Here is a 26,777-nt window from a genome sequence, read left to right as displayed (position 1 = left end):
CAGAGCCGCACCCTGTCTGACGTGGGTGCCCGCCCGGGCGTCACTGAGGAGTTTCTGGCGAAGATCGAGTCCGACGATGCCCGGAGCCTGGAGCTCCGAGAGGTCGTGATGGCCTTCTCCGTGGACGTGGGCGCCAGTCTCATCAGAACCGTGACCCTTCTGAGGCGTCAGGCCAAGCATCCGATCGACGAGCTCTCGCACGTGCTTGAGTCCTCGCGCACCGCCTGACCGCCGGCCGCTCACCCGTGGTGCTTCCCGGGCGTTGCGCACCCCCGCAACGCGCCCGTGAGCGCTGGGTCCGCCCGATGAGCATGGGGCCGGCAGGCGCGGTACCCGTGCGTGGGTCAGCTGGTCAGCCGAGGTCGAACTGCCAGTACGCGGTGTCGCGGTACCCGGGCGACTTCGGGGCGACCTCCACCGTGACCGGGCCTCCGTCCCTGTCGGGCTTCACCCGTACCGGCACGGTGCGCTTCTGCTCCGTGCCGAGGGGCGGTGTGAGGGCGGTGAAGGACTCGGACCGGTCCAGGAAGGTCATGCCGGGAGCAAAGGCGGGAGCGGCGCCGGAGGTGGGGGACGGGGTGCCGGAGTCGATGGCCTTCCCCGCGCGGACCACGACGGGGGCGGAGCCACCGGTCGTGCCGAGGCCGGTGGTGGGGGACGTCCCGCCCGGGCGCAGTTCCCTGTCTGTGCCGTTGTCGTAGGTGATCGTGAAACTGTAACTGTTGTCGGGTTCCCGGTGGGGCGGGCTCACGGTGATCCTCAGGCCGTCGTCGTAGCGGACGGTCCCGCCGGCGCGCTGGGGCTCGACCACGGTTCCGGGGCCTTTGACGTACCCGTGCTGGGTCAGGGAGTCCTCGAACTTGGCCAGCGCCGTGGCTCCCAGGACGGCCAGGGCGGTGAGGAGCGCCAGCACGATCCCGCAGATGGTGGCCCAGCGTGGGTTGGCGGAGGGCTGGGGGTGGCTGGGAGCCGCGTTCGTGTCCATGCGGATCACGGTAGGAAGCGGCCGGTCGGAGTGCATGAGCGGGCGTACTCAAGGGCCGTCTGAGTAGTGCCGAGGCGCGGCTGGCGGCGGAGCTGGTGACGACGAGGCCGAGCCACGGCCCGCACTTGCCGCCGGGCGGCTCGCGGGATGACGCAGGAGGGAAGACGGCAACGGGTGTGGGAGGCGTCGCTCGTGGACGGAGGCGAGCCTGCGGGCCGGTCTGCCGGCGGCCATCGGAGTGTGCCGCACACAGCTGACCTGCGGGTGGAGGCCTGGGCGCCGACGGCTGAGGGATCTTGATCGTTTGCCAAACAATCTTGATCGGCATCAGCCGGGCTGGTGGAAGTCGAAGAGCGGCACCCCGTTGCCGGGCCGTTCGGGTTGAGGTTGGTGCGCAGCCTCGCCGACGGCAAGGATCCGTGACGGGCGAAGCGCAGCCGGGGCCGTACCGACCGGGCGGGCCGGCGGCGGTGGCGACGCGCTGTGGCGCCTTTGCGGCATCGGCGGGGTGTGACCGCGGTCTCGGTGACGGCCCGGTCGGCGGTGACTCAGGGTGGTGGCAGCGGGCCGGGTGGTGATGCCGTCGGGGTTCAAACGGTGAGTGCGCTCACATGCGGTTGCGGTGCACGACGACGGCTAGGAATGTCCGTTTTGCCCGCTTTTTGCCGGGTGGTGGGTGGCGTTTGCGCAGGTCAGGGAGGGTCAACCGCTCCGGACGGGCCCGCCCTTCGAATCACAGACGGCCGCTGCGCTACGACGGCGGATCGTAGCAGGGGGGTCTTGGCGGGGCCCGTTGCGGTCTGGCAACTTTGCATTCGTCGCCAGCCACACCGGCTCCTGTCCCGCCGGATGCGGCTTACCGCCGAGTCACACCCCGCGACCGTTCGGCCCCTGTCCGGCCACGGTCGGGGCGGGGCGTGACACCGGCCCAACCCGATTGAGGTCCTGCTCTACATGCCCGCTTTCAAGCTCCGTATGCGCACCTCTGCCGCGATTCTTGCCGGTGCCGCCGGCCTGACCGCCCTGGGTGCCGCCGTGGTCCCCACGGTCGCCTCGGCCGCCGACGCCTCCCCGCAGGCCCTCGCCGCCCAGATCGTGCCGGCGGACCAGCTGGCCTCGTTCAGCCAGATCATCTCCCACGAGTCGGGCTGGAACGTGACCGCGACCAACCCGAGCTCGGGCTCCTACGGACTGGGCCAGGCCCTGCCGGCCTCCAAGATGGCCTCCGCGGGTGCGGACTGGAAGACCAACCCCACCACCCAGATCAAGTGGGCGCTGGACTACATGAACACCCGCTACGGCAGCCCCAACGCCGCCTGGAACTTCTGGCAGTCCCACCACTGGTACTAAGCCGACCCCTCGGCTTCCCCCACACCCCGGGGGCCGGACAGGGACCACCGGAGTGACCCACGAGGGCCCGTGCCGCGCAACCGCGCGACACGGGCCCTCGCCCCGTTCCCGACCCGCCGGGACGCAGTCGTCCGGCGCATCACCGTGGTACGGCAGCGCCGCGGTCCCGAGGTCTTTGCCACCACCCGGCCGGGCGCGAGGGAACGGGGACGGGTCGTCGGTCCCTGTGCTCGGAAGTCGACGCCCAGGGGCGGTGGCCCGGCGTCGGTGAACCGGGCATCTCCGGCCCGGGACTTTTCCACAGGATGGCAGGCCGTCCCCGTATCGGAGAGGATCTCCCGCCGGGTGCCGTCGATCATGTGCTGGCCGGTGTCGACCGCGCAGGTCGCGTACCCGACGTCGTGGAGGTGCGTGGCGACGCGCACCAGCTCCTCATCGGCGCCGAGGGTCGGGGCGAGGAGTCGGGCCTGTTTCCAGGGCTCGACAGGAGTGCGCCCAGCGCTGGGGGATGCCCGTGAGCAGCGACTCGGCGGTCCGGTACGCGAGGGGCAGGTTCATCGCTCAAGGCTGGGCGGCGACGGACGCCGGTCGGTGAGCGGCGATGCTCTGCGCTGGCATTCGCCGACCGCCGTCCGGAAACCGGTGGCCGGCTCGCAGCATTCCCGTCGGCTGCCGCAAGCGCCCCGCCCGGGGCGCCGGGGCCCCATGACATCAAAACGTAACGCTTCCGTGAAAAGTCGTCAGGCGTAAAGTCTTCCCCAACTCCTGTTCAATCTGGCATGTTTCCTTCAATTCCCGTGCGATCCCCCTCACGCGCGGGCCGAATCGGAGGACACGTGTCACCCCTGATATCCCGGCGGCTCGGCCGCCCGGCCGCAGCCCTCGCCGTGCTCTCGGCCATGGCGCTCGCCACCCCCACCGCGTTCGCGACCGCCGCCACCACCCCCACCGTCCCCGGCGCCGTCTCCGCACCCGTCGCCCAAGACCCCGTCGCCCAGGCCCCCGCGGCCCAGGCCCCCGCCGTCGCGGGCTCCGCGGCCGGCTGGGCCGCCGGCACCCGCGCCTACCTGGTGATCAGCGCCCCGGCCGACGTCGCCGCCGCCAAGGCCGCCGTCGCGGCCAAGGGCGGTACGGTCTTCGCGAGTTACGACCAGATCGGCGTCATCGTCGCCCACTCCACCAGCACCGGCTTCGCCGCCGCGCTGCGGACCGTCACCGGAATCCAGCAGGTCGGCGCGACCCGCACCTCCGACGTGCCGGCCGACGCCTACAGCCCGGCCCTGCCCGCCAACCCCGCCCAGGCGGTCACCACGCTCACCGAGTCCAACCGCTGGGACATGACCCAGATCAAGGCCGACCAGGCCTGGAACGTCACCACCGGCTCGCCGTCCGTCAAGGTCGGCGTGCTCGACACCGGCGTGGACGACCAGCACCAGGACCTCGCGCCGAACTTCGACGCCGCCGACTCGGTCTCCTGCGCCTACGGCAAGCCCGACACCCGCAGCGGCGCCTGGCGCGACGTGGACACCCACGGCACCCACGTTGCGGGCACCATCGCGGCCGCGAAGAACGGCAAGGGTGTCATCGGCGTCGCGCCGGGCGTGAAGATCGCCTCGGTCCGGATCGCCGAGCCGACCAGCACCCTCTTCTTCGCCGAGAACACCGTCTGCGGCTTCGTCTGGGCCGGTGACCACGGCTTCAAGGTCACCAACAACAGCTACTACACCGACCCGTGGCAGTTCAACTGCCCGAACGACCTCGACCAGGCGGCCCTCATCGAGGGCGTCAAGCGCGCCCAGGAGTACGCCGAGGGCAAGGGCTCGCTGCAGGTCGCGGCGGCCGGCAACTCCAACTACGACCTGGCCAACAAGACCACCGACACCGCGAGCCCGAACGACTCCACCCCGACCACCCGGACCATCAGCAACGCCTGCCTCGACATCCCCACCGAACTCCCCGGCGTGGTGACCGTCGCTGCCACGGGCAGCGGCAGCGGCAAGGCCTCCTACTCCAACTTCGGCCGGGGCGTCATCGACGTCGCTGCGCCCGGCGGCGACGGCGCCACCGGCGTCTACTCGACCCTGCCCGGCGGCAAGTACGGCACCAAGAGCGGCACCTCGATGGCCTCCCCGCACGTCACCGGCGTCGCCGCGCTGCTCGCCAGCGCCGACCCGACGCTCACCCCGGCCGACATCCGGGCCCGCCTCGCGAGCCAGGCCAACGACCTGGCCTGCCCCGCCTCCGACAGCCGCTGCACCGGCACCACCGCCAACAACGGCTTCTTCGGCGAGGGCCAGGTCGACGCGCTGAAGGCCGTCGGCGGCGCCACCCCGCCCACCGGCACGTACTTCGAGAACACCGCCGACGTGGCGATCCCCGACAACACCACGGTGGAGAGCCCGATCACCGTCACCGGCGTCACCGGCAACGCGCCCGCGACGCTCAAGGTCGGCGTGGACATCAAGCACACCTACCGCGGTGACCTCGTCCTCTCCCTCGTCGCCCCGAACGGCACGGTCTACCTCCTGGAGGACTTCGCCGACAGCGACAGCACCGACAACGTCGCCAAGACCTACACCGTCAACGCCGCCGCGAGCGCGGCGAACGGCACCTGGAAGCTCCGGGTGAAGGACGGCGCCGCCGGCGACACCGGCACGATCGACGCCTGGAACCTCACCTTCTGAACCCTCTGAACCATCCGAACCTTTTAACCTCCCCGTTGCACCCGGCCGCCCGACGCCCCACGGCGTCGGGCGGCCGGTCTCGCGAGTCGGCAGGGAGCGGGACGCCGACTGCCACCGGGGTGGCGTACCCGGCGACGCCGCGTCGGATCAGCGCGTCCCCACGTCCAGCGTCCAGTAGTGCTGGATCTCGGTGCTGCCCGGCGGTCGGGCCTGGTGGTAGTAGCCCACGCCGGCTTCCAGGGCCGCGCAGTTGAGGATGAGGTTGCGGTGCGCCCAGTGCCATGCCGAGTCCCGCTGCATCCAGAACTCCACGGCCTGAGCGGGATCGGGGGCGGGCTCGGGCTGCCCCTGCTGGAAGTAGACGTTCTCCCCGCGGTAGGTGTGGTAGCCCGCGAGGTCCATGGGTTCGCCGTTGTCCCACACCAGTTTCCCGTCGGGCCCCAGATGCATGTTCGGGTCCACCTGGACTTGGGCGCTGGGAACGGTGGACAGGTAACTGCTGTGGTCGTACGCGATGTTCCTGAGCTGCTGGGAGAACTGGAAGGGGCTGGGGCAGGCGCTCATCTTCGCCTCTCCCTGCGGGTCCGGTTCGAGAAGGGGGTACAACTCCGGGTGCGTCCGTGCCCGGTTGACCAGGTCGAAGAGCTCCTGCTCCAGCGGATTCGGCGCGGGACCGGCGCCTGAGGTGATCTGTCCGATCATTCCGCTGAAGTACTCGGTGAACCACAGGTTCCCGTCCGGTCCGGACGCGATGGCGTACGGGTGGCCGTCCGCGGTGGGCAGTGGGTATTCGGTGACGGATCCCGTCGACGTGATGCGCCCGATCCGGTTGCCCGTGGACTCGGTGAACCACATGTTTCCGTCGGAGCCGAACGCGATGGCGTACGGGGAACTGCCCGGGTTGGGCAGTGAGTGTTCGGTGACGGATCCCTTGGATGTGATCCGCCCGATCCGGTCGGCCCTGGACTCGGTGAACCACAGGCTCCCGTCCGGGGCGGCCGCGATGCCGGTCGGCCCGCTGTCGGGGGTCGGCAGGGAGAATTCGGTGACGGATCCCGTCGGGGTGATCTGCCCGATCGTCCCGTTCCAGTAGTCGGTGAACCAGAGGTTTCCGCCCGGCCCCGCCACGATCCCCAGCGGGCGACCGCCCTCGGTGGGCAGGGTGAACTCGGTGATGTCCCCGGCCGGGGTGATCCGCCCGATCGTGCCGTCCCAGTACTCGGTGAACCAGAGGTTTCCGTCGGGCCCGGCCGTGATGCCGAACGGGAAGGCATTCGAGTGGGGCACGGGGAATTCGGCGATGTCCCCGGCCGGAGTGATCCGTCCGACGGCACCGCCGAAGTACTCGGTGAACCACAGGTTTCCGTCGGGCCCGGCGGTGATGCCGAACGGGAGACTGACCGGGGTGGGCAGCGGGAACTCGGTGACGGATCCCGTCGACGTGATGCGCCCGATCCGGCTGCCCGTGGACTCGGTGAACCACAGGTTGCCGTCCGGCCCGGCCGCGATCCCGAGCGGATGGCTGTTCTGTACGGGCAAGGGGTATTCGGCGATGGACCCGCCCGGGGTGATCTGCCCGATCACACCGTTGTCGTATTCGCTGAACCACAGGTTGCCGTCCGGCCCCACGACGATTCCGGTCGGCCCGCTGTCCGCGGGGGGCAGGTGGAATTCGGTGACGGACCCGTCCGGGGTGATCTGCCCGATCTTGCCGCTGAGGTACTCGGTGAACCACAGGTTCCCGTCCGGTCCCGCCACGATCCCGGAAGGCTGGGCGCCCGCGGTGAGTACCGGGTGCTCGGCGATGTCCCCGCCCAGGGTGATTCGTCCGATCCGGTTGCCGGCGCCCTCGACGAACCACAGGTTGCCGTCCGGCCCCGCCGTGATGTCCCACGGGGAACTGTCCGAGGTGGGGACCGGGTTTTCCGTGATGTTCCCGCTGGTGGTGATCCGTCCGATCCGGTTGCCGGTGGACTCGGTGAACCACAGGCTCCCGTCCGGCCCGGCCGTGATCCCCGTCGGCCCGCTGCCCGCGTCGGTCAGCGGGTGCTCGGTGATGGACCCGCCCGGGGTGATCTGCCCGATCACACCGTTGTTGTACTCGGTGAACCACACGTTGCCGTCCGGGCCTGCTGTGATGCCCCACGGGAAGCTGTTCGGGCTGGGGACGCGGTACTCGGTGACGGCACCGGCCGGGGTGATCCGCCCGATCATGCCGCTGTCGTACTCGGTGAACCACAGGTTCCCGTCCGGCCCGGCCGTGATCCCCGTCGGCCCGCCGTCCGCGGTGGGCAGGGGATACTCGGTGACGGCCCCACCCGGGGTGATCCGCCCGACCAACCCCCTCTCGTACTCGGTGAACCACAGATTGCCGTCCGGCCCGACCGCCAGGTCCCAGGGGTAGGAGGAGCTACCCGGGGTGGACAGGGCGTACTCGGTGACGACCCCGGGGAGAGCCGCGGCCGGCGCGCCCGCCCGGAAGGAATGCGGCAGACGACCTCGACGAAGGCCGCGCAGGGTGAAGGGTGTGGGTGTGGGCATGGGAAAACCTCATCCGCGTCCACCGCGGCACCGGCCCCGGTACGGGGGCGTCGTCGCGGCGCAAGTGGCCGAGTGGTCGAGTGGCCGGGTAACCGAGAGGCCGAGCCGGGCTCGGTGCCGAACGGCGGGCGCCGACCCGAGACGAGCCGCTCGTGGGCCCAGCCCTCACCCCTGCCGGATGCGACGAGCACGGCGAGGTTCGACACCCGTCCCGCTTCCGCTTTCAGCCTGTTACCCCGTGTGGGTGATCGCAACTTGCGCGTTCCCGGGGCCGCCGAACCGAGCCCCGAGCGCACTCGATGAGGGAGAGTCCGAGGCGGGTGTCGAAGACGGCGGACTGCGGTTCGCGCTGGTGCTGCTCGTAGCGGTCGAGTATCGGGGCGTGGGCGTGGGCGGGGTCGGTGGCGGGGTGTCCGGCGTGCCGGTGGCACAGCGCGGCCAGGCAGGTGGTGACGATGGTTTCCCAGGGGTCCCCGGGCAGGGTGTCGGCGATCAGGTCCAGCGCGCCGTCGGTGTCGCCGCCGGAGGCGAGGGTGCCGTGAGGATGCCGGGACAGTCTTGTCCGTGGTGACGGCTAGGGTCCGTTCGTCAGCCTCCCCCGCTCCTGTGAAGGGTTCCGATGGCCCGCACCACCCCACCGCGCTCGGTCGACATAGCCGCCGTCTTCCCCGAACTGGCGCCCCTGGCCCGCCGGACGGTGCGCCTGCACCCGCGCCTGGGCACGCCGACCGCCCGAGACAGCTCCGTCGGCGGCCCACTGCTGTGGCCGGCCGACGAGCCCTGGCCCGCGTGCACCGAGCCGCATCCGGAGGACGAGCCGCCCGTGTCGCCCGCCGACGTTCGGCTGCGCCGCAGACTCATCGACATCGGCTGGGCCGGCGGGACGCGCACCGCACAGGAGGAAGCGGCCCTGAAGGCGACGTACGAGGGGCATCCGTGGAGCGGGGAGCCCAACCTCCTCGTGCCGGTGGCCCAGCTCTACGCGCGCGACGTCCCCGGCCTGCCCTGCCCCGACGGGGCGGACCTGCTCCAGGTGCTGTGGTGCCCCCTGGAACACGAACCGGAGTGGATGCCGGCGACCCGACTGGTGTGGCGCTCTTCGGCAGAGGTCGGCGGGGTGTCGGCCGTGCAGCCGGAGCCTGCAGACGTGTCCAGCCACGGTCAGTACGTGCCCGAGCCGTGCGTCCTGCACCCGGAGGTGGTGACGGAGTACCCGTCGTCGCTGGAACTGGAGCCGGGCCTGGCGAGCCGGATCGCGGACTGGTGCGAGCAGGAGTTCACCGGCAAGGACCCCGGGTACCGGTCGGCCGACGAGTTCCGGGCCTACTACCAGTTCGAGCTGTCGGTCGCTCCGGGCTGGAAGGTCGGCGGCTGGGGGCCGTGGAGCTTCCGTGACGCGTGGGTCATGCGGTGCCGCGCCTGCGAGTCGGTCATGAACCCGCTGCTGACGATCGGCTCCGGCGCTCTGGACGGCAGCGGCTGGGACCCCGTCGAGGACCGGGGCGCGGATGACGACATCGGCATCCAGATCGGCCGGAGCTACAACATGCAGCTCTACTACTGCCCGGTCTCCTTCGACCACCCGCACCTGGAGGTCATGCAGTAGCCCTCATGGCGCGGGCCCGTGCCACCGTGGTTCCGGGAGCGGAACACACCGTGGCACCCGGCCGGGGAGCAGGCCTTCGACGACGGAGGCGACGTGACCGAGTCCGCGGGAAGCCGCCTTCCGGCGGTGCGATTCGGGCAGGGCCCGGTTCCCGACACCTTCGCCTTCACCCCGAAGGGGAAGCGGAGGAGCGCGACAGCCCGCTGAACCGATCACGTGATGCCTCTGCCGAAATGCCGCGGCGAGCAGGTCCGCTCGTCACCGGCGCGTCGTGCGGCATCCGCCGCCCCGGGTGGTGAACGTGATCTGTCGAGGCCGACGTGGAGGTGGCGATGAGAGTCGTGTTCGTGCACGGGGCGTGCGTTCGGGACGGGTCGTGGTGGTGGCACCGCACCGCCGAGCTGCTGCGGGAACGGGGGATGCCCAGCGCGGCCCCGGCGCTGCCCAGCTGCGGCGAGACGGGCGTGCCCGGCGGCCTCGGCGGGCCGGGTCTCCCGGAGGACGTCGCCGCGGTGCGGGAGATGCTGAGGGCGAGTGACGAGCCGACCGTCGTGGTCGCCCACAGCTACGGCGGCATCGTCACCGCCGAAGCCGCCGCGGGAGTCGGGTCGGTGCGCCACCTGCTGCTGGTCTCCAGCTACCTGCCCGAGGTCGGGCAGAGCCTGTCGCAGTTCGGCGACGGCCGCCCCGCCCCCTTCCTCGACGTCGACCCCGACGGCGGCACGTTCGGGGTCCGCCCGGAGTCGCTCGCGGACACCTTCCTGCAGGACTGCGACCCGGAGGTCCAGGCGCAGGCGGCCGACCACCTCGCCCGGCAGAGCCTCCAGGTGACCGGGCAGCCGGTCGGCGCGGCCGCATGGCGGCAACTGCCCTCCATCTACCTCGTCTGCGCTCAGGACCGGGGCACCCCGCCGCGGCTGCAACGCGAGTTCGCCCGTCGCGCCGGCCGCGTCGTCGAGCTCGATGCCGGCCACCACCCTTTCCTGTCCCAGCCCGCGGCGGTCCGGGACCTGCTGCTGAGCCTGTGACGACAGCCGTGGAGGAGAACCGGGCCGGCGATCGGAGCACGAACCGGAGGAAGCCTGCCGGGACGTCGTGGACTGCGGACCGGTGGGTCGCTACGAGCCGGGGCAGTTGGCGAACGCGTATTCGTCCGCGATGTTGAACACGCTGGCACAGCGCGGGCATTCGGCGTCGCCGAAGAGGTAGGTGATTGCGCGGGCGAGTTCCTCCTGCCCGTCCCGGACGGCCGTCTCGTGCATCCATCGGCGTAGCCCGAACAGCCCCTCGGGGGACGCCGGCCGCAGATCGCGTCGGTCGACGTCAGCCCTCTGGGTTGGACCACATCGCGCCGTCCACGTCGCGGAAGCCGACCATCTACCACAGCGTGCAGCCCCAGTTGAAGGGCGGCACCACTCCAGCCGGCGCTCTCCCAGTGGGATCCGGTCCAGCCTGTCGACGTCCAGGCGGCCCCGGTTCAACGTGTCGCACAGGGCTCCGTGCCCGCGCCGGTGCTCGGGCGCCAGCGCCAGGTCCACCAGCGTCTTCACCCGCCCGTCGCTGTAGAGCGCCGCGTCATAGCAGTATCCACCGACAATCGACACAGTCCGAGCGCAGCCGGATGTTAAACGTCGAGTTGGGCCACCGCGCCGGGCAGCCCGAAGGCGGCCCGGCGCCCGCGCTCCACCGAAGCGGCGCCGTCAGCCTCGCCCGCCGGAATCGGCGGCGAGGCGGCCGAGCATCGCCATCACGATGATCCGCGTCTTCTTGTCGTTCGTCACCGCGCAGTGGGCGTCGACGCCCCGCTCGTCCGGTGCCGCATCCGGGTCGGTCAGGCCCAACCGGACCAGGTCGACGGCGTACTCGTGGCACTGGGAGTAGCTCGCTGCGGCGCTCACCGCCTCGACGTGGTCGATGCGGACAGGATCCTCGGCACGCAGCAGCGCCGGGGTGGGTACAGGGCCCAGTGTCTCCTTGATCCACGCCGACACGGCCTCCCGGGAGCAGCCCTGCTCCAGCTTCGAAGCGTTCGCGGCGGTGAGTGCCAGATGGACAAGGAGCAACCCGAACCACTGGGCGGCCTCGCGCGGAGGGGTGTCCACGCCCGTCGGCGGCATCACGGCCTGGTACAGCGCAGCCACGTCATCGTCGCGCGCGGCGGCGGCGACGGCCTTCACGGCGCTGCCGAGGGCAGCCTGGTCGATGGTCACGTCGTGGTTCTCCTTATGGTCGGCAGCGCCAACGTACCGCTTCCTTGGGGGGATTGGTGCGGTTTGCGCATGGTTCGGCCCCGGGCTGAAGGCACTCGTGGGCGGGCGCCACGGCCGGCCGTGCGCCGTGCCGCGTCGGTGAGTCCGATCAGCCAAGGCCGGTCGACGACGGACGCCGGTCAGTGGCCGGTGGCGCGAGGAGGAGGCCGACAACGGTGGCCGGGTGCGGGCCGAGGGCGGCAGTCCCGGCGGGCCGTTGGGTCGGTTGCGGAACCCTACGTGCCCGAGGGCGCGCCGGTGTTCCCGGCTGGTCCGCGGCGGCTTGCCGAGCTCGGGGCGGTGTTTCGGCGGATGTGGTGAGCGAGGTTGTGAGCGAGGTGGCGAGCGTGGTCGAGGTCCGGGTCGGGGGAGTCGTCGGGGCTCCGCGAGCACGCGGCCGGGGCCGTCAAGGCGGTTGTCCGGCAGTATGGGGCGACGTTCCCCGAAGCCGTTGCGAGATCACCCACGATGATGAGGACGAGTTGCTGACGTTCCATGACTTCCCGGCCGAGCACCGGGCCCACCTGCGCTCGACCGATCCGATCGGGTCGATGTTCGCCGGCGCGGGCCGCCCGGCAGGACCGGCCCCGGTGGTGGCGGCATGATCCGGCCGACCAACGGGGCACTGCACCATGTCGAGATCTGGGTGCCGGACCTGGAGCGGGCCGTCGTCTCCTTCGGCTGGCTGCTGGAGGCCCTGGGCTACACGCTCTTCCAGAGCTGGAGCAACGGCCGCAGTTGGAAGCTCGGAGCGACCTACCTGGTCTTCGAGCAGTCCCCGGACCTCACCGCCGGCCGGCACGACCGGTGCCGGCCCGGGCTGAACCATCTGGCGTTCCACGTCGAAGACCACCACACCGTGGCGGCGCTGGCCTCCGAGGCGCCGCGGCACGGCTGGAACCTGATGTTCCCCGACCGCCACCCGCACGCCGGCGGTGAACAGAGCTACGCCGCCTACCTGGAGAACACCGACGGCTTCGAGGTCGAACTCGTCGCCATCGACCCGTCCGAACCGGACTGACGACGATCACCCCAGCCACAGGTCGTGACGCGGCAGCTGGTACACGGTTTCGAAGGACGGAACGACGGTGCGGCTATGGGAGTTGGCGACCCCGGGGTGAGCCGCGGCATCGGCGCCGCACGCCCGGCAACGGTCATCCGCGGCCGTTCTTGACGAAGCCGCACGCGTGGCGGGTCTGCTCCCCTATCGTCGGGTGCCATGGGGAGCTTGGGGGACGGCGGGTTCGGCGGCGCGGTGCCCTACTCGGGTGTGCCGCCGGTGTTCGAGGACCGGACGCCGGACGCGTGTGTCGTGGTGCCGGGCATCATGGGCAGCGTCCTGGAGGACGCCGCGACGGGCCGCCCGCTGTGGGGCGTGGACCTCGGGACGCTGACGGGTGCGTCGGCCGGTGGGGGGCTGTTCGGTGCGCTGCGGGCGGACGAGTCGGAGCGGGCCGCCGACGCGGACACCTTCCGGCGGGCGCCGCTGACCCGCGTGCGGGCGACCGGGCTGCTGGCGAAGCCGTGGTGGCTGCCCGTCCTGGAGGGCCTGGACCCCTACGGCGAGGCGGTCAAGGCCCTGCGGGAGGTCACGCTGGCGCCGGAGGCGGTGGCGCCGTTCCCGTACGACTGGCGCCTTGCCGTCGCCTACAACGGCGCGGTGCTCGCCCGGGCGGCCCGCGCGCACCTGACCGGCTGGCGGGAGCGGGTCGCCGCCCGGCCCGAGTGGCGGGCCGCCGGTGGGCGGCAGCCGCGGCTGCTGTTCGCCGCGCACTCGATGGGCGGGCTGGTGGTGCGGGCCGCGCTGGAGCAGGACCCCGAACTCGCGGCCGACACCCGGGCGGTGGTCACCGTCGGGACCCCGTTCCTCGGCTCCGTGAAGTCCGTCCTCACTCTCAACCTCCTGCACGCCGGGGCGAAGCCGGCCAGGCTGCTGCGACAGGTGCAGGCGATGGCGGCGACCCTGCCGGGCGTCCACGACCTGCTGCCCGGCTACCGCTGCCTGGACCGCGGACTGGACGTCGACCGGCTCACCCCCTCCGATGTCGCCCGGCTCGGCGGCGACGAACACCTGGCCGCCCGTTCGCTCGACGAGCACACCCGCCGCTGGGAGCACCCGTTCGCGATGCCCGGGCACCGCGCGATCGTCGGCGAGGCACAGCCCACCGTTCAGACCCTCGACGAACAGCAGTACGCCGGGCACGCGGTCGCCGTCGGACGGCACCACTCCTTCGACGCCGGCGAGGACGGCGAACTCGTCCGCGACCCGGCCACCGGCATCCCCGCCCGCCGGGACTCGCGCGGCGACGGCACCGTCCACACCCCGTCCGCCCAGGCCGGCGGCACCGAGGCACGCACCTACGTCTTCGGCCAGCACGGCACCCTGATGCGCCACGACGACGTCCTGCGCCAGCTCCGCAACATCGCGCTGGAACGCCCCCAGGGGCCTCGCCTCTCCGGCACCAGCGCCGGACCGGGCCTGGAGACTCCGCAGCTCGGCGGGTCGTTCGGGCAGCCGCTCATCCTCCACGCGACCGGCCTCGACACGCCGGCCAGGGGGAGCCTCACCGTCCGCAGCGCCACCACCGGCCGTATGGGCCACCCCCTCACCCTCCGCCGCGACCCCGACCGTACGGACGGCGCCCTCGCCGCCCGCTTCACCGCCGACGCGCCCGACCTGTACCGCGTGACCCTGGACGTCGAGGACCACGTACCGATCACCCAGCTCGTCCTTGTCAGCCCACCCGACGCCTGAACCGGAAACCCGGCCTCGACCGCACCCGACGCCCGAACCTCCGCCTCGCCAGCCCGCCCGACGCCTGAATCGGAATCCCGCCTTGGCCACACCCGTCGGCACCGACCGGAACCCGACCGAACCGCCCCCCGAGGGCGGCGGGATCGAGCTGTTCCCGGTGAACTTCACCGCCTACCGGCAGCACCCCGCCCTGGACACCGAGGCCCACGTCCGGGCGATCGCCGACCTGCTCGCTCCCTACGGTCCGCGCGTCAACAGCTGGACCACCCCCGAGGACGAACGGGACCGGCAGGCCGTCGAGGACCGGCTCGGCGAGTGGAAGCGGCCCACCGCCTCCCGCGGCGGCAACACGGTGCTCTACTGGGTCGGCCACGGCAGCGCCGAACACCTCGCCCACCACTGCACCCCCGCCCCCATCGACGACGGGATCTCCCCGGAGGAGGTCGCCCGCGCCATCGGCAGCCGCCAGATCCACCCCGACAGCGAGGACAGTTGGGCGATCGTCGTCATCGACGCCTGCTTCTCCCAAGGCTTCGCCCAGGAGGTGCACCGCGTCCTCCTCGGCAGGAAGTACCGCGATGCCGGCCGCTACCTGCTGCTGTCCACCGCGGCCGAGGGCTACACCGAACTCGGGGCCTTCACCGGCGCCCTCCGCCGCGTCCTGAGCGTCACCTTCCGCGGGAAGCCCGACATCGGCCTCGCCGAACTGGGTGTCGAACTCAACCGTGAACTGCGCGGCGGCTACCGCGGGGACCGGGCCGTGCCCGGCGACCGGCTCGTGCGGCTCACCCCCGATGCCGCCACCACGGTGTCCGCGCCGCTGGACCAGCTCGCCGAACTCCAGGACGTCATCGACCGGTTGCCCACCGACGAGCAGCGCCACTTCCTCCCCAAGGCGTCCGGTGCCGAACTCGGCGAACTCGCCTGGTACTTCCACGGCCGCACCGAGGAGCGCGACCACATCCTGCGCTGGCTGGCCACCGCGACCCGTGGCACCCTCGTCGTCACCGGCCCCGCCGGCTCCGGCAAGTCGGCCCTCCTCGGCCACGTGCTGCTGCACACCTGTACCCGGCTGCGCGACGTCCTCGTCCGCCACGGCCACCTGACCGCGCTGCCCGCCGAAGTGCCCTGCCCGGACGACCCGTTCGACCTCGTCGCCCACCTCTCCGGCCTCAGCCTCGCCCGCACCGTCCAGCTCGTCGCCGAAGCCGTCGGCCTGCCCGACCTCGTCCGGCACGCCGACGACGGTCAGCCACCCGCCGTCCTCGCCGCCCGAGTCGTCGCCCGGCTGCGCGCCCGGCCGACCCGGCTGACGCTGCTGTTCGACGCCCTCGACGAAGCCGAGCAGCCGCTGCTCATCGCCGCCCTCTTGCTGCGCCCCCTCGCCGCCCTGCCCGCCGTCCGGGTCGTCATCGGCACCCGCCGCTCCACCCAGGAAGGCCCCGACCAGCCCGCCCCCACCGACACCGACATCCTCGACGCGCTCCGCCCCCGGTCGGACCGCCCCCGGCAGACCCGTCGCGAGGCCGGACCGTGGGCCGACGTCCAACAGTGGGCCGATGTCGAACACGTCGAGGTGAAGCAGGACCCTCAGGCCCTCGCCGGATACCTGCGCGCCAAGCTCGACGCCGCCAGACAACGCGGCGCCCTCGACGCCGACGACGCGACCATCGAGGACGCCGTCCACCGCCTCGTCGCCGACCACCAGCAACACGGCGCCGAACCACAGCAGTTCCTCTACGTCCGGCTCGCCGCCCACGAACTCCTCAACGACCCGGGCCTCCTCACCGACCCCACCCCCCTGATCGGCCGCACCCACCGCCAACTGTTCACCCGCGCCCTCCAGCGACTCCACCGCACCAACCCGGACTACGCCCCGCTCCTGCGCGCCCTCGGCCTCGCCCAGGGCCGCGGCCTGCCCGCCCAGGACGGCATCTGGGCCCTTGCCGCCGACGCCCTCGCCGTCCACGCCCTCGACAGCCGCACCGACACCGGCGCAGGCATCCCCGAGCTGCTCCGGGACGCCGCTCCCTACCTCACCCTCGACCACGAACACGAACGGAGCGTCTACCGCCTCGCCCACCGCACCTTCACCGAACACTTCACCGCCGACCCGGACACGGCCGGCGGCCACGCCCTGCTCACCGCCGCCCTCGCCCGGCACGGCCGGCAGAGCCTGGGTACGCAGGAGGACGCCGCCGCCCCGCCGGACGCGGTCGTCAGCCCGTACATCCGCCACCACCTCGCCGCCCACGCCCGCCTGGGCCACACCGCCGGAGCCCTCCACACCCTCGCCGACCACACCGAGGTCCTCGACGCCCTCGACCTCACCAGCATCACCGCCGCGGCCTTCGACCACGGCCTGCCCTCCCACGAACTGCCCCCGGCCATCGCCGGAACCGTCCTGCTCCAGCACCACGCCCGCGACACCGCCGCCACCGAGCAGTCGGCGGACAGTGCGGCTGGCTGGCGCCGTTGGTGGCGCCGGCTCGGCACCAGCTACATCCAGGGCGCCCCGCCCCCGGCCGAAGCACGCCCCCGCGACCCGAGCGGATGGCCTCCGGAACTGACCGTCGGCGAAGTCCGGCAACGTCAACTCCACCTGCAACTCACCGGCCACACCGACAAGGTGAACGCGGTGGCGCTGTTCACCGCGCCCGACGGCACTCCGCGCCTTGCCTCGGCCGGCGCGGACCGGACGGTGCGGATCTGGGACCCGGCCACTCGCGCCCAGGACGGCCCCTCCCTCACCGGCCACACCGACAAGGTGCGTGCGGTGGCGGTGTTCACCGAAGCCGACGGCACCGTGCGGCTGGCCACGGGCGGCGACGACGGAGCGGTGCGGATCTGGGACCCGGCCACCGGAACCCAGGACGGCGTCCCCCTCACCGGCCACGGCAGCGCAGTCGCCGCGGTGGCGGCGTTCACCGCACCCGACGGCACCGTGCGGCTGGCCACGGGCGGCGACGACAAGACGGTGCGGATCTGGGACCCGGCGACCCGCGCCCAGGAAGGCCGAACCCTCACCGGCCACACCGACGAGGTGAACGCGGTGGCGGTGTTCACCGCGCCCGACGGCACCGCGCGCCTGGCCACGGGCAGCGACGACAAGACGGTGCGGGTCTGGAACCCCGCCACCGGCGCCCAGGAAGGCCGAACCCTCACCGGCCACAGCGGCGTCGTCCTCGCCGTGGTGGCGTTCACCGCGCCCGACGGCACCACGCGCGTGGCCACGACCGGCGGCGACGGGACGGTGCGGATCTGGGACCCCGCCACCGGCACCCAGGACGGCGACACCATCACCGGCCACAACTTCGGAGTGGCGGCGATGATGGTGCTCACCGCGGCCGACGGCACCCCGCGCCTGGCCACCGGCAGCTATGACGGGGCGGTGCGGGTCTGGAACCCGGCCACCGGCGCCCTGGAAGCCGTACCCGTCGCCAGCGACGACCACTGGGTGAGTGCGCTGGTGCAGTTCACCGCGGCCGACGGCACCGCGCGCCTGGCCACGGGCGGCGAGGACCACACGGTGCGGATCTGGAACCCGGCCGCCCGCCCCCAGGAAGGCGAACCCGTCGACGACGGCATCTACGGAGTGATGGCGGTGGTGGTGTTCACCGCACCCGACGGCACGCCGCGCCTGGCCACCGGCAGCCACGACAAGACGGTGCGGATCTGGAACCTGACCACCGGCCGGCAGGAAGGCGCGCCCCTCACCGGCCACACCAGCTGGCTGCGTGCGATGGCGGTGTTCACCGCGCCCGACGGCACCCCGCGCCTGGCCGCCGGTGACGGTGACGGGACGGTGCGGATCTGGAACCCCGCCACCCGTGCCCAGGAGGGCGTGCCCCTCACCGGGAACGGCAGGGGGGTGGATTCGCTGATGGTGGTCACCCCGGCCGACGGCACGCCGCGCCTGGCCGCCGGCGACGGCGACGGGAACGTGCGGATCTGGAACCCGATCACCTGCACCCAGGAGGGCGGCCCCCTCACCGGGAGCACCAGCGGGGCGCGGAAAGCGGCGGTGTTCGACGCGGCCGACGGCACGCCGCGCCTGGCCGTCGGCGGCGGTGACGGGACGGTGCGGGTCTGGAACCCGGCCACCGGTGCCCTGGAAGGCGCACCCCTCACCTGCCACGACTACTGGGTGAGCGCGGTGGTGGCGTTCGACGCGCCCGACGGCACGGCGCGGGTGGCCAGCTGCAGCATCGACAAGACGGTGCGGATCTGGGACCCGCACACCCGGACCGGGCAGACACTGAACCTGGCCGACGGAGTCGAGGCACTGGCGGAAGGCCACGGACTGCTCATCGCGGGCACCCGGTCGGGCTACCTCGCGATCGACATCGCGTCCCTGCCCACCGACCCCGCCGGCACCGGCACCCCGGACGCCCCGCTGTGACCACGTGCCAGGGCTCAGGCGCCGGCGCCTGAGCCCTGGCACGTGAAGGGCACGGCCTCCCGAGCAGTGGGAGGCCGTGCCCGGCCGCGCGACGCGCGGTACCGGTCCGGAGCGTCAGTCCTCCACGCCGTAGTACTGCGCGAGGAACTCGATCACCTCTTCCGCGTGCGGCGTCAGCTGCGGCAGGTGGACGGACAGGGCGGCGCGCACGGCGTCGGCGAGTTCGGTGCGGCCGGTGGCCGCGGCCTTGACGTAGGGGTCGAGGCGGCGGACGAGGTCGTAGTTGCTCTCCAGGTCGAGCTCCCGCATGGTGCGCTGGAGCGGCGGGGCGCCGACGGGCGGCACGGCGGGCAGCAGCCTGCTGACGAACGTGACGCGGTGCAGGACGCGCCAGCACGGCGGCTTGCGGTCGGTGCGGCGGACCTCACGCAGCGCGCTCGCGTTCGGGTCCGTGCCGTTGTCCAGCCACTGCGGGTCGACGACCTTGTGGAAGAAGGCGTCGAAGTGCTCGGTGTCCTCGCCGAGGTAGAAGCTGAGGAACCGGTACGCGTCGACCTTTCCGGGGGTGTTGACGGGCTTGCCGTCGGCGTCGTAGACGGGCTTGCGGCTGGTGTCGTACGTCTGGAGGTTCCCGGAGGGCGCGCAGACCACGTTCAGCCCGAAGGAGCGGGTGGCCTGCCGGCCGCGGGCCCTGGTGGCGGTCATGCCGCCGCCGATGGAGGCGTCCAGTTGGGCGTTGACGCCGACGCCCATGACGTCGAAGGAGGTGCCGACGGAGGTGCCCACGGAACCGGAGAACGAGTACGAGCCGGAGGTCGTCTCGCTCACCGCGTCGGTGGTCTCGGTGGTCTCGGCGAAGAAGCCGCCGTCCGCCGTCCACACGTAGGTGTTGACCAGGTCGCGGCGCGAGAAGCCCGCGCCGGTGCTGCTGTCGGCGGTGTCCCTGCCCCGGCCGGGCGACGCGTCGCCGCCGATCGCGCCGCCGAGGACCCGGCCCGCCCGTTCGGCCGTGGGGTCGGGCGCGTGGGTCTCGGTGGAGACGGTCTCGTAGTAGCTGCGCAGCCGCTGCTGTTCGCGCTGGATGCGGCGCTTGATCGCGTACGCCTCGCGCGGCTTGTAGTAGCTGTACTCGCCGTTGTCCCGGGTGCCGGTGTTGTAGTCCGGGTCGAGGACCTTGCCGCGCTCGTCGTAGCCGACGGTGCCGTCGAGCGTGCCCTGCTTGGTGTAGCGGGGGTTGAGGGGGAAGGGGATGACGTTCCAGTCCTTGGGGATGTCGGGGTTGGGCTGGATACGGTAGGAGACCAGGGCCCCGCTGTGCGCCAGGCGCAGGGCGAAGACGTCGGCGGTCTGGGACTGGACCAGGGCGAAGCCCGTGTTGGCGGGCACGTAGCGGCGGCCGAGCGCCGCGTTGAGCGGCTTGCGCGGGTCCTCCCAGCTGCCGGAGAGCTCCACCTTCATGGCGCGGGCGGTGTTCTCGCCCTGGGAGACGGCCGTCTCCTCGGCCCAGCTGTTGGAGAACTCCAGGCTGCCGCGCACTCCCGCCGACACCTTGGCCTTGGCCATGGACTTGGCGACGCCGAAGCCCAGCGGCGCGGTGATCACCCACATGTCGACGTCGACCTCGTTCGACAGGGCGAACCCGAAGGCCGCGTCGATGCTGCGCTCCTTGGCCGACGACAGGGAGTGGACGACCTCCTCCGCCTCGGTGAACTCCACCGAGGAGGCGCTGTCGTAGGTGGCGCTGTCGGGGTCGACGGTGTTGGGGGTGAGGTTCTCCGACGGTACGGGCGGCGCGCCCTCGACGTAGCCGACCAGCTGGGGGTCGAACTGCACCTGGCCGACCCACTCGCTGACCAGGTTGCCGACCTTGTAGCCGGTGACCAGGTGCCAGCGCCCCTCGCGCAGGTAGCCGTAGGCCCGCTTGAGCACGCCGAAGGCCTCGCCCCTCGTCGAGTACTGCATGTCGGCGTACTCGGTGACGGCGGGGGAGCCGGTGATCCGCTCGTGGAACGGCGTGCGCATGGCCGCGAGCGCCGACCGGACCTGCGCGGTGTCGCTGGAGACGGGCGCCGTGGACAGCACGGCCGCCGGACGGCGCGGCGCCTCGGGCACGGTGAGGTGGTTGCCGCGCAGGCCCTCGTCCCGGACCAGTCGGGTGCTCCCGTCGGTGGAGGCGTCGTCGAAGGACCAGTAGGCGATCAGGTCCTCCTTCTCGCCCTTGAGGCGGGTGAAGAGGTTGTCGAGGACCTGCTCCTGGGTGCGGGCGGTGCGCCAGACCCGGACCTCCTCCAGGACGCCGTGGAACGCCTGGGTGGCCCGGCCGCCTTCGAGCCGCGCGCCGAGGGCGAACGCCTGGTCGCCGTAGCCGGCGAAGGCCGTGTTCTCCAGCGGGTCGCAGGCCACCGAGACACCGTTGCGGTACAGCCGGAAGAGGCTGCCGCGGGGGTCGGGGTTGCGGGTCCAGCGGGCGCCGCGCAGCCGTGCGGGGTGGGAGCCGCCGGTGTCGGCCGCGGTGCTGCCGGCGTTCTCCTCGAAGCGCCACCGCGCGGTCAGGCCGCGGTCGCGTGCGGAGACGGGGGTGCCCAGCCGGGCCGCGTCCCGTGCGGTGCTCCACAGCCGGACCTCGGAGACGACGCCGGTCAGCGCGTGGGTCTCCAGGCCCTCGCGCGCCCGGCCGATGTCGAGTGTGCCGGAGTTGCCCCGGGCGCCCGGCCCCTCGTAGCGGGCGGTGCCGGCCTCCCGGCCGTCGACGAAGAAGCGGATGTCCTGCCAGTCCCGGACGTCGACGGACTCCACCAGCTCGACGTTCTGCAGGACGGGTTTGCCGTCGGCGCTCGTGGCGGTGACCTCCTTGCCGCCCTTGCGCTCCTGCATCGACCGGCCGCTCTTGCGGACGACGGCGAGGCGGTGGAACGCCCCGGCGCGCACGGCCTCGGAGGAGGTGAACCGCACCAGCCTGCCGTCGGGCTCCTCGAAGCCGAACTCCAGTTTCCCGTCGGGCAGGACCAGCAGCCGGTAGGGGACGCTTCCGCCGGCGCCGTCGGCGGCGCGGCCCTTGGAGACCAGGCCCTGGGCCGTACCGAGGGCGTCGACGCGGCAGAAGACCTCCACGGTGAGGTCGTCGACGATGTCGAGGGCGTCGTCGTCGGGCACGTCGAGGTGGGCGCCGTCGGTCAGTTCGACCGCCCAGGACTGTTCGTAGGCGACGGCGAGGTGCGCCCACTCGTGCGGGGGGAAGGTGGCACGGGTGGCCACCAGCCGGTCGCCGACTCCGGCGACGACGTGGTGGGAGGTCTCCGCCGCCGCCCGGAGCGCGGTGGGTGCCGGTACGGCGCTGACACCGTCGCGGAACACGATGTGCCGCTCCTGGCCGGAGCGGTCGAGGACGCCCGGCTTGCCGTTCACCCGGTCCATCGGGTCGGCGCAGGGCCAGTACCCCGTCAGGCCCGTCTCCTTGCCGGTCAGCCGCCGGTTCTTCAGCTCCCGGACCTGGGCCGCGGTGCGGGCGGTGCCCCAGAGCCTGACCTCGTCCATCTCGACGGCCGCGTAGTCGGGGACCCAGGAGGCGAAGTGGCTGCCGAAGCTGAAGATCCCGTCTCCGCGGTAGGGGCCCGTCGCGGTGCGCCGGGCCTCCCGGACGCCGTCCCGGTAGATCACCTGCTCCCGGGTGGCCGCGTCGAAGACGCAGGCCCAGTGGTGCCAGTCGGTGTCGTTGTACCCGTGCGGGGTGGTGAGGTCGTCACCGTGGAAGGCGAAGGTGAAGGCCGTGGTCTCGCGGAAGCCGATGTGCAGGCTGCCCCGGTCGCTCGCGTTCGAGCTGCCGTGGCCGACCAGGTACTGCGCCCGGCCGTCCCACTCGGTGGTTCGCCGTGCCCAGAACTCCACCGTGAAGTCCTGGTCGGCGAGGCTGAACCCGCGCTCGGTCGGGGCGAGGCCCCACCTGCCGTCGAAGGCGAGGGCGGGCACGACGGGGGCGGCCGGGGCGAGGAGCCCCAGGGTGTAGGGCGCGTCTCCGGCGCCGGCGTGGACGATCCTGGCGGCGCCGGACACCTGCTCGGGGTTGACCCACGCCTCCAGGGTCAGGTCGTGGGCCGCTGCCACCCGGTCCAGCTGGGCCTGCGGCAGGGTGAGGACGGCGGCCTGCCCGTCGAAGGAGTAGGCCCGGCCCGGGGTGTCCGCGCGCCACCGGCAGCCCTGCCCGGTGACCAGGTCCGCCACCTCGCCGAGCGGGATCTCGCGCGCCCCCTCGGGGTCGGCGACCACCAGCCGGGAGCCCGCGGCGAGCGGGGTGCCGGGGCGGTTGGAGTAGGCCTGGCGGTGGTCGTAGCGCAGGCGCTGGACGACCTCGCCCGGCTCGGGCTGGGGCCCGCCCTCGCCGCCGCTCAGGCGTACGGTGGCGGTTCCCGACGCGTGGTCCTTCTCCGTGAGGTAGAGGTGCCCGCCGACCGTGACGGGCGTGTCGGCCGGCAGGGCGGCCGGCAGGGGTTCGGCGAGTTCGAGCACGCCGCCGGCGATGTTGCCGGAGCGGCCGCCGCGGAGCATCCGGAAGGTCGCGTCGAAGGACTTCACCGTGCCGATCCGGACGGGCTCCTGTGCCGCGCCGTTGACGATGGCGGCGAAGTCCGCGGCGCGGCGGGGCAGTTGCTCCCAGGTCTCGACCTCCTCGCCGTGCTCCACGGTGAGGTCGCACAGCTCGGGCCGGGTGCCCGGTGCGATGCGGATGGTCACGGAGTCCAGCGGGGTGCCTGCGTCGCGGGCGGTGAAGGTGATCGCCTTGCCGTGCTCCTGCGCCAGGCGGCGCGAGGAGCGGGCGACCGTGGTGTCGTAGTAGGCGGCGAAGAACTGCCCGTTGGTGCCGCGGAAGTACAGCACGACGTTGCCGGTGGCGCTGTCGAGCAGGTACGGGCGGTCGGCCGAGCGGGCGAAGGCCAGCAGGGCGCCGGTGCAGCTCAGGCCGGTGCGGTCGAGGGAGAGCCGCGGGACGGGCAGCGCGATGTCGTCCGCCCCCTTGAGGCCGCCGGTGAGCCGGGCGAGCTCCTCCCGCGCCGAGGCCAGCTCGGCCTGGTGCGCGGCGATCTCGCGCCGCAGCCGGTCCAGCAGTTCCCGCTGGGGCCGGAGTTCGGCGAGCTGCAGGTCGAGGGCCGCCACCCGCTCGCCGGCGTCGCGGATGTCGGGGTGCCCGAGGTCGTTGAGGGAGACCCGCTCGATGGCGATCAGGCCTTCACCGGACGCGGCGGCAGGGTCGGCGTCGTACTGGACCACGCGGTCGCCGAGCCGGTCGGGGGCGCAGACGGCACGCTCGCTGTACCGGTTGACCAGGGTGCTGAGGCCGTCGCCGTGGTCGTAGATGCCGAAGAGCGTGTTCCAGTGGCCGTTCTGGCGCGGCCAGATGATCAGCGGGGCGTCGTTGTCCTGCCGCTCGCCGGCGACGTTCATGTCCTTGCCGGAGTTCAGGTTCTGCAGGTGGTACAGCATGGATCCGTTCCAGCCCGACCCCGGGGGTTCGACGGCCGCCCACAGCGCGGACTTCGCGTTCGGGTCGGCGGTCCGCACCAGCGGCGCCTCGTTGCCGGTCTCGTCACCCCGCACGGCGAGGTACTGCGGCTTGCCGCCCCGGGGGTTCCTGAAGCGCAGCCGGAACGTCCAGCCGGTGATGTCCTGCGACCTGGCGTGGAAGATCTCGCGCAGGCGTTCCAGTTCCGGCAGGTCGGCGGTCTGCCGGGCGAGGTCGGCGGCCTGGGCCTCCTTGGTCGTGACGTCCTGGACCGACTGGCGGATCCGGGCGTCCAGTTCGCTGATCGTCTCGACGTCGGCGGTGCCGTCCGGTGCGGCGAGCACCGGCAGGGCCAGCTCGTCGGGGATCTCGGCGAGCCGTCCGTCGCGGCCCACCCCGAAGTCCACCGTGGCCAGGTACGCCTGGTCGCTCGCCGCGCCGGTCCTCGGGTCCGGTCCTGAGGTCGCGTACGAGAGCAGCACCCGGGCCTGGCGCTTCGTGGGCTTGGCCTCCTTGTCGTAGCCCGCGCTGGTGGCCTCCTGCTGGTGGTAGAGGACGGCCGACAGCCCCGAGACGGCCGTCCGGCCGGTGACGGCGAAGCTGTCCCGGCGCACTCCCGGGTGGTCGCCGACGGGCGCCTCGGACGTCACCCATTCCGGGCCGCCCACGAGTTCGCCGTGGCGGGCGTGGTCGGTCTGGTCGTGCAGGCGGGTGCCGGCCCCCTCGTCGAAGCGGTAGTAGGCGACGAGGCCGGGGTCGTTGCCGATGAGGCGCACGCCCCGGTCGCGGCCGAGCTCCTCGGCGGTGCGGGCACGGTCCCAGACCCGGACCTCGTCCAGCTCGGCGTGGGCGCTGCCGAACAGCAGGGCCTTGCCCAGCACCAGCGGCCCGGTGCCGGCGTAGCCGCCGCCGGTGGTGCGGGTGGCGACCCGCTCGCCGTCGCGGTAGACGCTCTGGCGGCGCGTCGCGTGCTCGTAGACGCAGGCCCAGTGGTGCCAGCCGGTGCCGCCGGTCCGCACGTCGGTGTTCAGGTCGTCACCGAAGAAGGCGAAGGTGAAGCGGTCGTCGGAGCGGAAGCCGATGTGCAGCGAGCCGCGGACCGTGCCGGCCGGGTCGCCGTGGCCCACGAGGTACTCCTCGCGCCCGGTCGCGGTGCGCCGGGCCCAGAACTCGAGGGTGAAGTCGCGGCCGGCCAGGCCCGGCGCGTCGGTGACGCGGACGTGGGCGCCGCCGTCGCCGAAGGCGAGCGCGGTCTCCGCGTGGCCCTCGGTGCTCGTCACGGGGACCAGCGGCTGCCCGGTGAACGGGCAGGTGCCGGGGGCGGGTTCGTAGACGGCGTCGCGGTGGGCCGGGTCGGGGCTGGTCCAGGCCTGGGTGCCCTGGAGGTCGAACAGTCCGTCGCGGCCCTGTTCGACGCTGAAGGAGTCGATGCGGCCGCTGGCGTCGTTGTGCGCGAAGATCTGCCAGCGCTGCCGGCCGTGCACGGCGGTGGGGACGAGCAGCGCGGTGAAGCGACCGTCGGACAGTCGCCGGACGAAGGACAGCAGCTGCGTCGGTTCGTGGAAGGGGCGGCCTTCCATGTCGGTCGTGCCCAGGCTGTCCTTGGCCGAGTCCGGGCGGGTCCGGTGGCGGCTGCGGCGGAAGCGCGCCTCCAGGACGGGCTTGAGCTCTCCGCCGACGAGGAGGAACCGGTCGCACAGGAGGGTGTCCGCCACCAGCGGCACCGGGGCGCCGGCGCCGTCCGTGGCGTAGCCGCCGCGGGCCCGGTCGCCGGAGGACCCGCCGCCGGCCAGCCGGTGGACGGCGTCCGGGTGGTCGGCGCCGATGGACTGGCGCAGGACCACGATGTGGGTGCCGTCCGACAGCGCGTGGAAGGGGACGGGGGCCGTGAGCCGCGCCGTGGTGGACAGGAACGGGTCCACCTCGTCCTCGTCCAGCCGCTCGCCCGGGGCCGCCTCGACCCGCCCGCCGTTCTTGACCACGGGCAGCGCGGTGGCTCCCGCGACCGCGTAGCCGGTGTCCGTGACCTCGGAGGGGAACCGCAGCGGGAGCGGGTTCTCCGACCAGTAGGCGGCGTCGAGTTCGCCCTTGGCCTCGTCGTGCCGGGACAGGTCCAGCACGCCGTAGACGATCCGCCGCTGGTCGTCCATGGACAGGGCCACCGTGGTGCCCTGGTGTCGGACGGTGGTGGTGTGGACGTAGGTGCGGTCGCTGTAGACCTTGAGCAGGTGCTGCTCGCCGGGCAAGGGATCTCCTCGGTGGAACTCGGTGTCAGGGAGGCGGGCGACGGAACGGCCGTCGGGACCGCGCGGGAGCCGCCGTCGGCCGGTCGGGCTGACGGGAACGGACTCTGATGATCAAACGATCGAATGAAATATGACGTATCGTCAAGAACCACTTTCGCCCTCGACTTGGCCGGAACGAGCCGCTCGGCGGCCGCCGGACACGGCTTGTCCGGCGACCGCCGCGGGCCATCCAATCGCCAGTCCCGGGCCGGCTCGCCGCCGTCCGGCGAAACTCACTCGAACGAGTGATCGGCGTGTCGCAGACCTGGCCGGCCGCCCCGACCGGCAGACTCCGAACGGCTTTCCCGCGCGCCGGTCGGCCGGACCCGGTGGCGATGGCCCCCCGCGCGGCCGGGCGGGCCGTGGCCGAGAATCGGCAGGACACGGGAAACCGACGCGGAAGCTCCTGGAAGGAGCCTGAGCGCG

At 72.7% G+C, this 26,777-nt stretch carries 14 protein-coding genes; 9 read left to right on the top strand and 5 right to left on the bottom strand.

What is annotated here, in order from left to right:
* The first annotated feature begins 21 nt into the window (after positions 1-21).
* Positions 22-228 carry a hypothetical protein gene (locus ACGF13_RS36005; protein ID WP_392883462.1) on the top strand — a complete coding sequence of 69 codons (207 nt, stop codon included), beginning with the start codon at positions 22-24 and terminating at the stop codon, positions 226-228.
* 124 nt (positions 229-352) lie between these two features.
* On the opposite strand, the gene ACGF13_RS36000 is transcribed toward ACGF13_RS36005, so the two are convergent.
* A complete protein-coding gene (locus ACGF13_RS36000) occupies positions 353-985 on the bottom strand; it encodes a hypothetical protein (RefSeq protein ID WP_392883460.1) in 633 nt (210 codons plus the stop codon).
* Positions 986-1,960: 975 nt separating this feature from the next.
* Here ACGF13_RS36000 and ACGF13_RS35995 point away from each other — a divergent pair.
* Entirely contained in the window at positions 1,961-2,335 is a 375-nt protein-coding gene (locus tag ACGF13_RS35995) for a transglycosylase SLT domain-containing protein (protein ID WP_392879002.1), read from the top strand.
* A gap of 899 nt (positions 2,336-3,234) precedes the next feature.
* Positions 3,235-5,019, top strand: a complete 1,785-nt coding sequence (locus tag ACGF13_RS35990; RefSeq protein ID WP_392883591.1) for a S8 family serine peptidase — start codon at positions 3,235-3,237, stop codon at positions 5,017-5,019.
* 147 nt (positions 5,020-5,166) lie between these two features.
* On the opposite strand, the gene ACGF13_RS35985 is transcribed toward ACGF13_RS35990, so the two are convergent.
* Positions 5,167-7,560 (bottom strand): CAP domain-containing protein, encoded by a 2,394-nt coding sequence (locus tag ACGF13_RS35985; RefSeq protein ID WP_392883459.1) that lies wholly within the window; start codon positions 7,558-7,560, stop codon positions 5,167-5,169.
* 619 nt (positions 7,561-8,179) lie between these two features.
* On the opposite strand from ACGF13_RS35985, the gene ACGF13_RS35980 reads away from it, so the two are divergent.
* Positions 8,180-9,166 carry a hypothetical protein gene (locus ACGF13_RS35980; RefSeq protein WP_392883457.1) on the top strand — a complete coding sequence of 329 codons (987 nt, stop codon included), beginning with the start codon at positions 8,180-8,182 and terminating at the stop codon, positions 9,164-9,166.
* Positions 9,167-9,498: 332 nt separating this feature from the next.
* The gene (locus ACGF13_RS35975) at positions 9,499-10,194 is read left to right on the top strand and encodes an alpha/beta hydrolase (RefSeq protein WP_392883455.1); all 696 of its coding nucleotides are present in this window, start codon (positions 9,499-9,501) and stop codon (positions 10,192-10,194) included.
* 90 nt (positions 10,195-10,284) lie between these two features.
* On the opposite strand, the gene ACGF13_RS35970 is transcribed toward ACGF13_RS35975, so the two are convergent.
* Positions 10,285-10,428, bottom strand: coding sequence for a hypothetical protein (locus tag ACGF13_RS35970; RefSeq protein ID WP_392883595.1), 144 nt, complete (start codon positions 10,426-10,428; stop codon positions 10,285-10,287).
* A 438-nt stretch (positions 10,429-10,866) separates the two neighbouring features.
* Entirely contained in the window at positions 10,867-11,376 is a 510-nt protein-coding gene (locus ACGF13_RS35965; protein ID WP_392883453.1) for a hypothetical protein, read from the bottom strand.
* A 521-nt stretch (positions 11,377-11,897) separates the two neighbouring features.
* Between ACGF13_RS35965 and ACGF13_RS35960 the strand changes: the two genes are divergently transcribed.
* The 4 genes from ACGF13_RS35960 (at position 11,898) to ACGF13_RS35945 (ending at position 18,572) form a co-directional block, all read left to right on the top strand.
* Complete coding sequence (locus ACGF13_RS35960) at positions 11,898-12,020, top strand: hypothetical protein (protein WP_392883593.1); 123 nt, start codon at positions 11,898-11,900, stop codon at positions 12,018-12,020.
* Positions 12,017-12,436 carry a VOC family protein gene (locus tag ACGF13_RS35955; RefSeq protein ID WP_392883452.1) on the top strand — a complete coding sequence of 140 codons (420 nt, stop codon included), beginning with the start codon at positions 12,017-12,019 and terminating at the stop codon, positions 12,434-12,436. The genes ACGF13_RS35960 and ACGF13_RS35955 overlap by 4 nt, the downstream gene beginning before the upstream one ends.
* Before the next feature lie 198 nt (positions 12,437-12,634).
* A complete protein-coding gene (locus ACGF13_RS35950; RefSeq protein ID WP_392883450.1) occupies positions 12,635-14,170 on the top strand; it encodes a hypothetical protein in 1,536 nt (511 codons plus the stop codon).
* An 82-nt stretch (positions 14,171-14,252) separates the two neighbouring features.
* Positions 14,253-18,572: a hypothetical protein gene (locus ACGF13_RS35945; RefSeq protein ID WP_392883448.1), complete on the top strand. Its 4,320-nt coding sequence runs from the start codon at positions 14,253-14,255 to the stop codon at positions 18,570-18,572.
* Positions 18,573-18,686: 114 nt separating this feature from the next.
* Here ACGF13_RS35945 and ACGF13_RS35940 read toward each other — a convergent pair whose 3' ends face one another.
* Entirely contained in the window at positions 18,687-26,312 is a 7,626-nt protein-coding gene (locus ACGF13_RS35940; RefSeq protein ID WP_392883447.1) for a LamG-like jellyroll fold domain-containing protein, read from the bottom strand.
* Between the last annotated feature and the right edge of the window lie 465 nt (positions 26,313-26,777).

Origin of the sequence: Kitasatospora sp. NPDC048286 (assembly GCF_043201735.1) — a bacterium.
Taxonomy (GTDB): Bacteria; Actinomycetota; Actinomycetes; order Streptomycetales; family Streptomycetaceae; genus Kitasatospora.
This window is presented reverse-complemented; position numbering and strand designations above follow the sequence as displayed.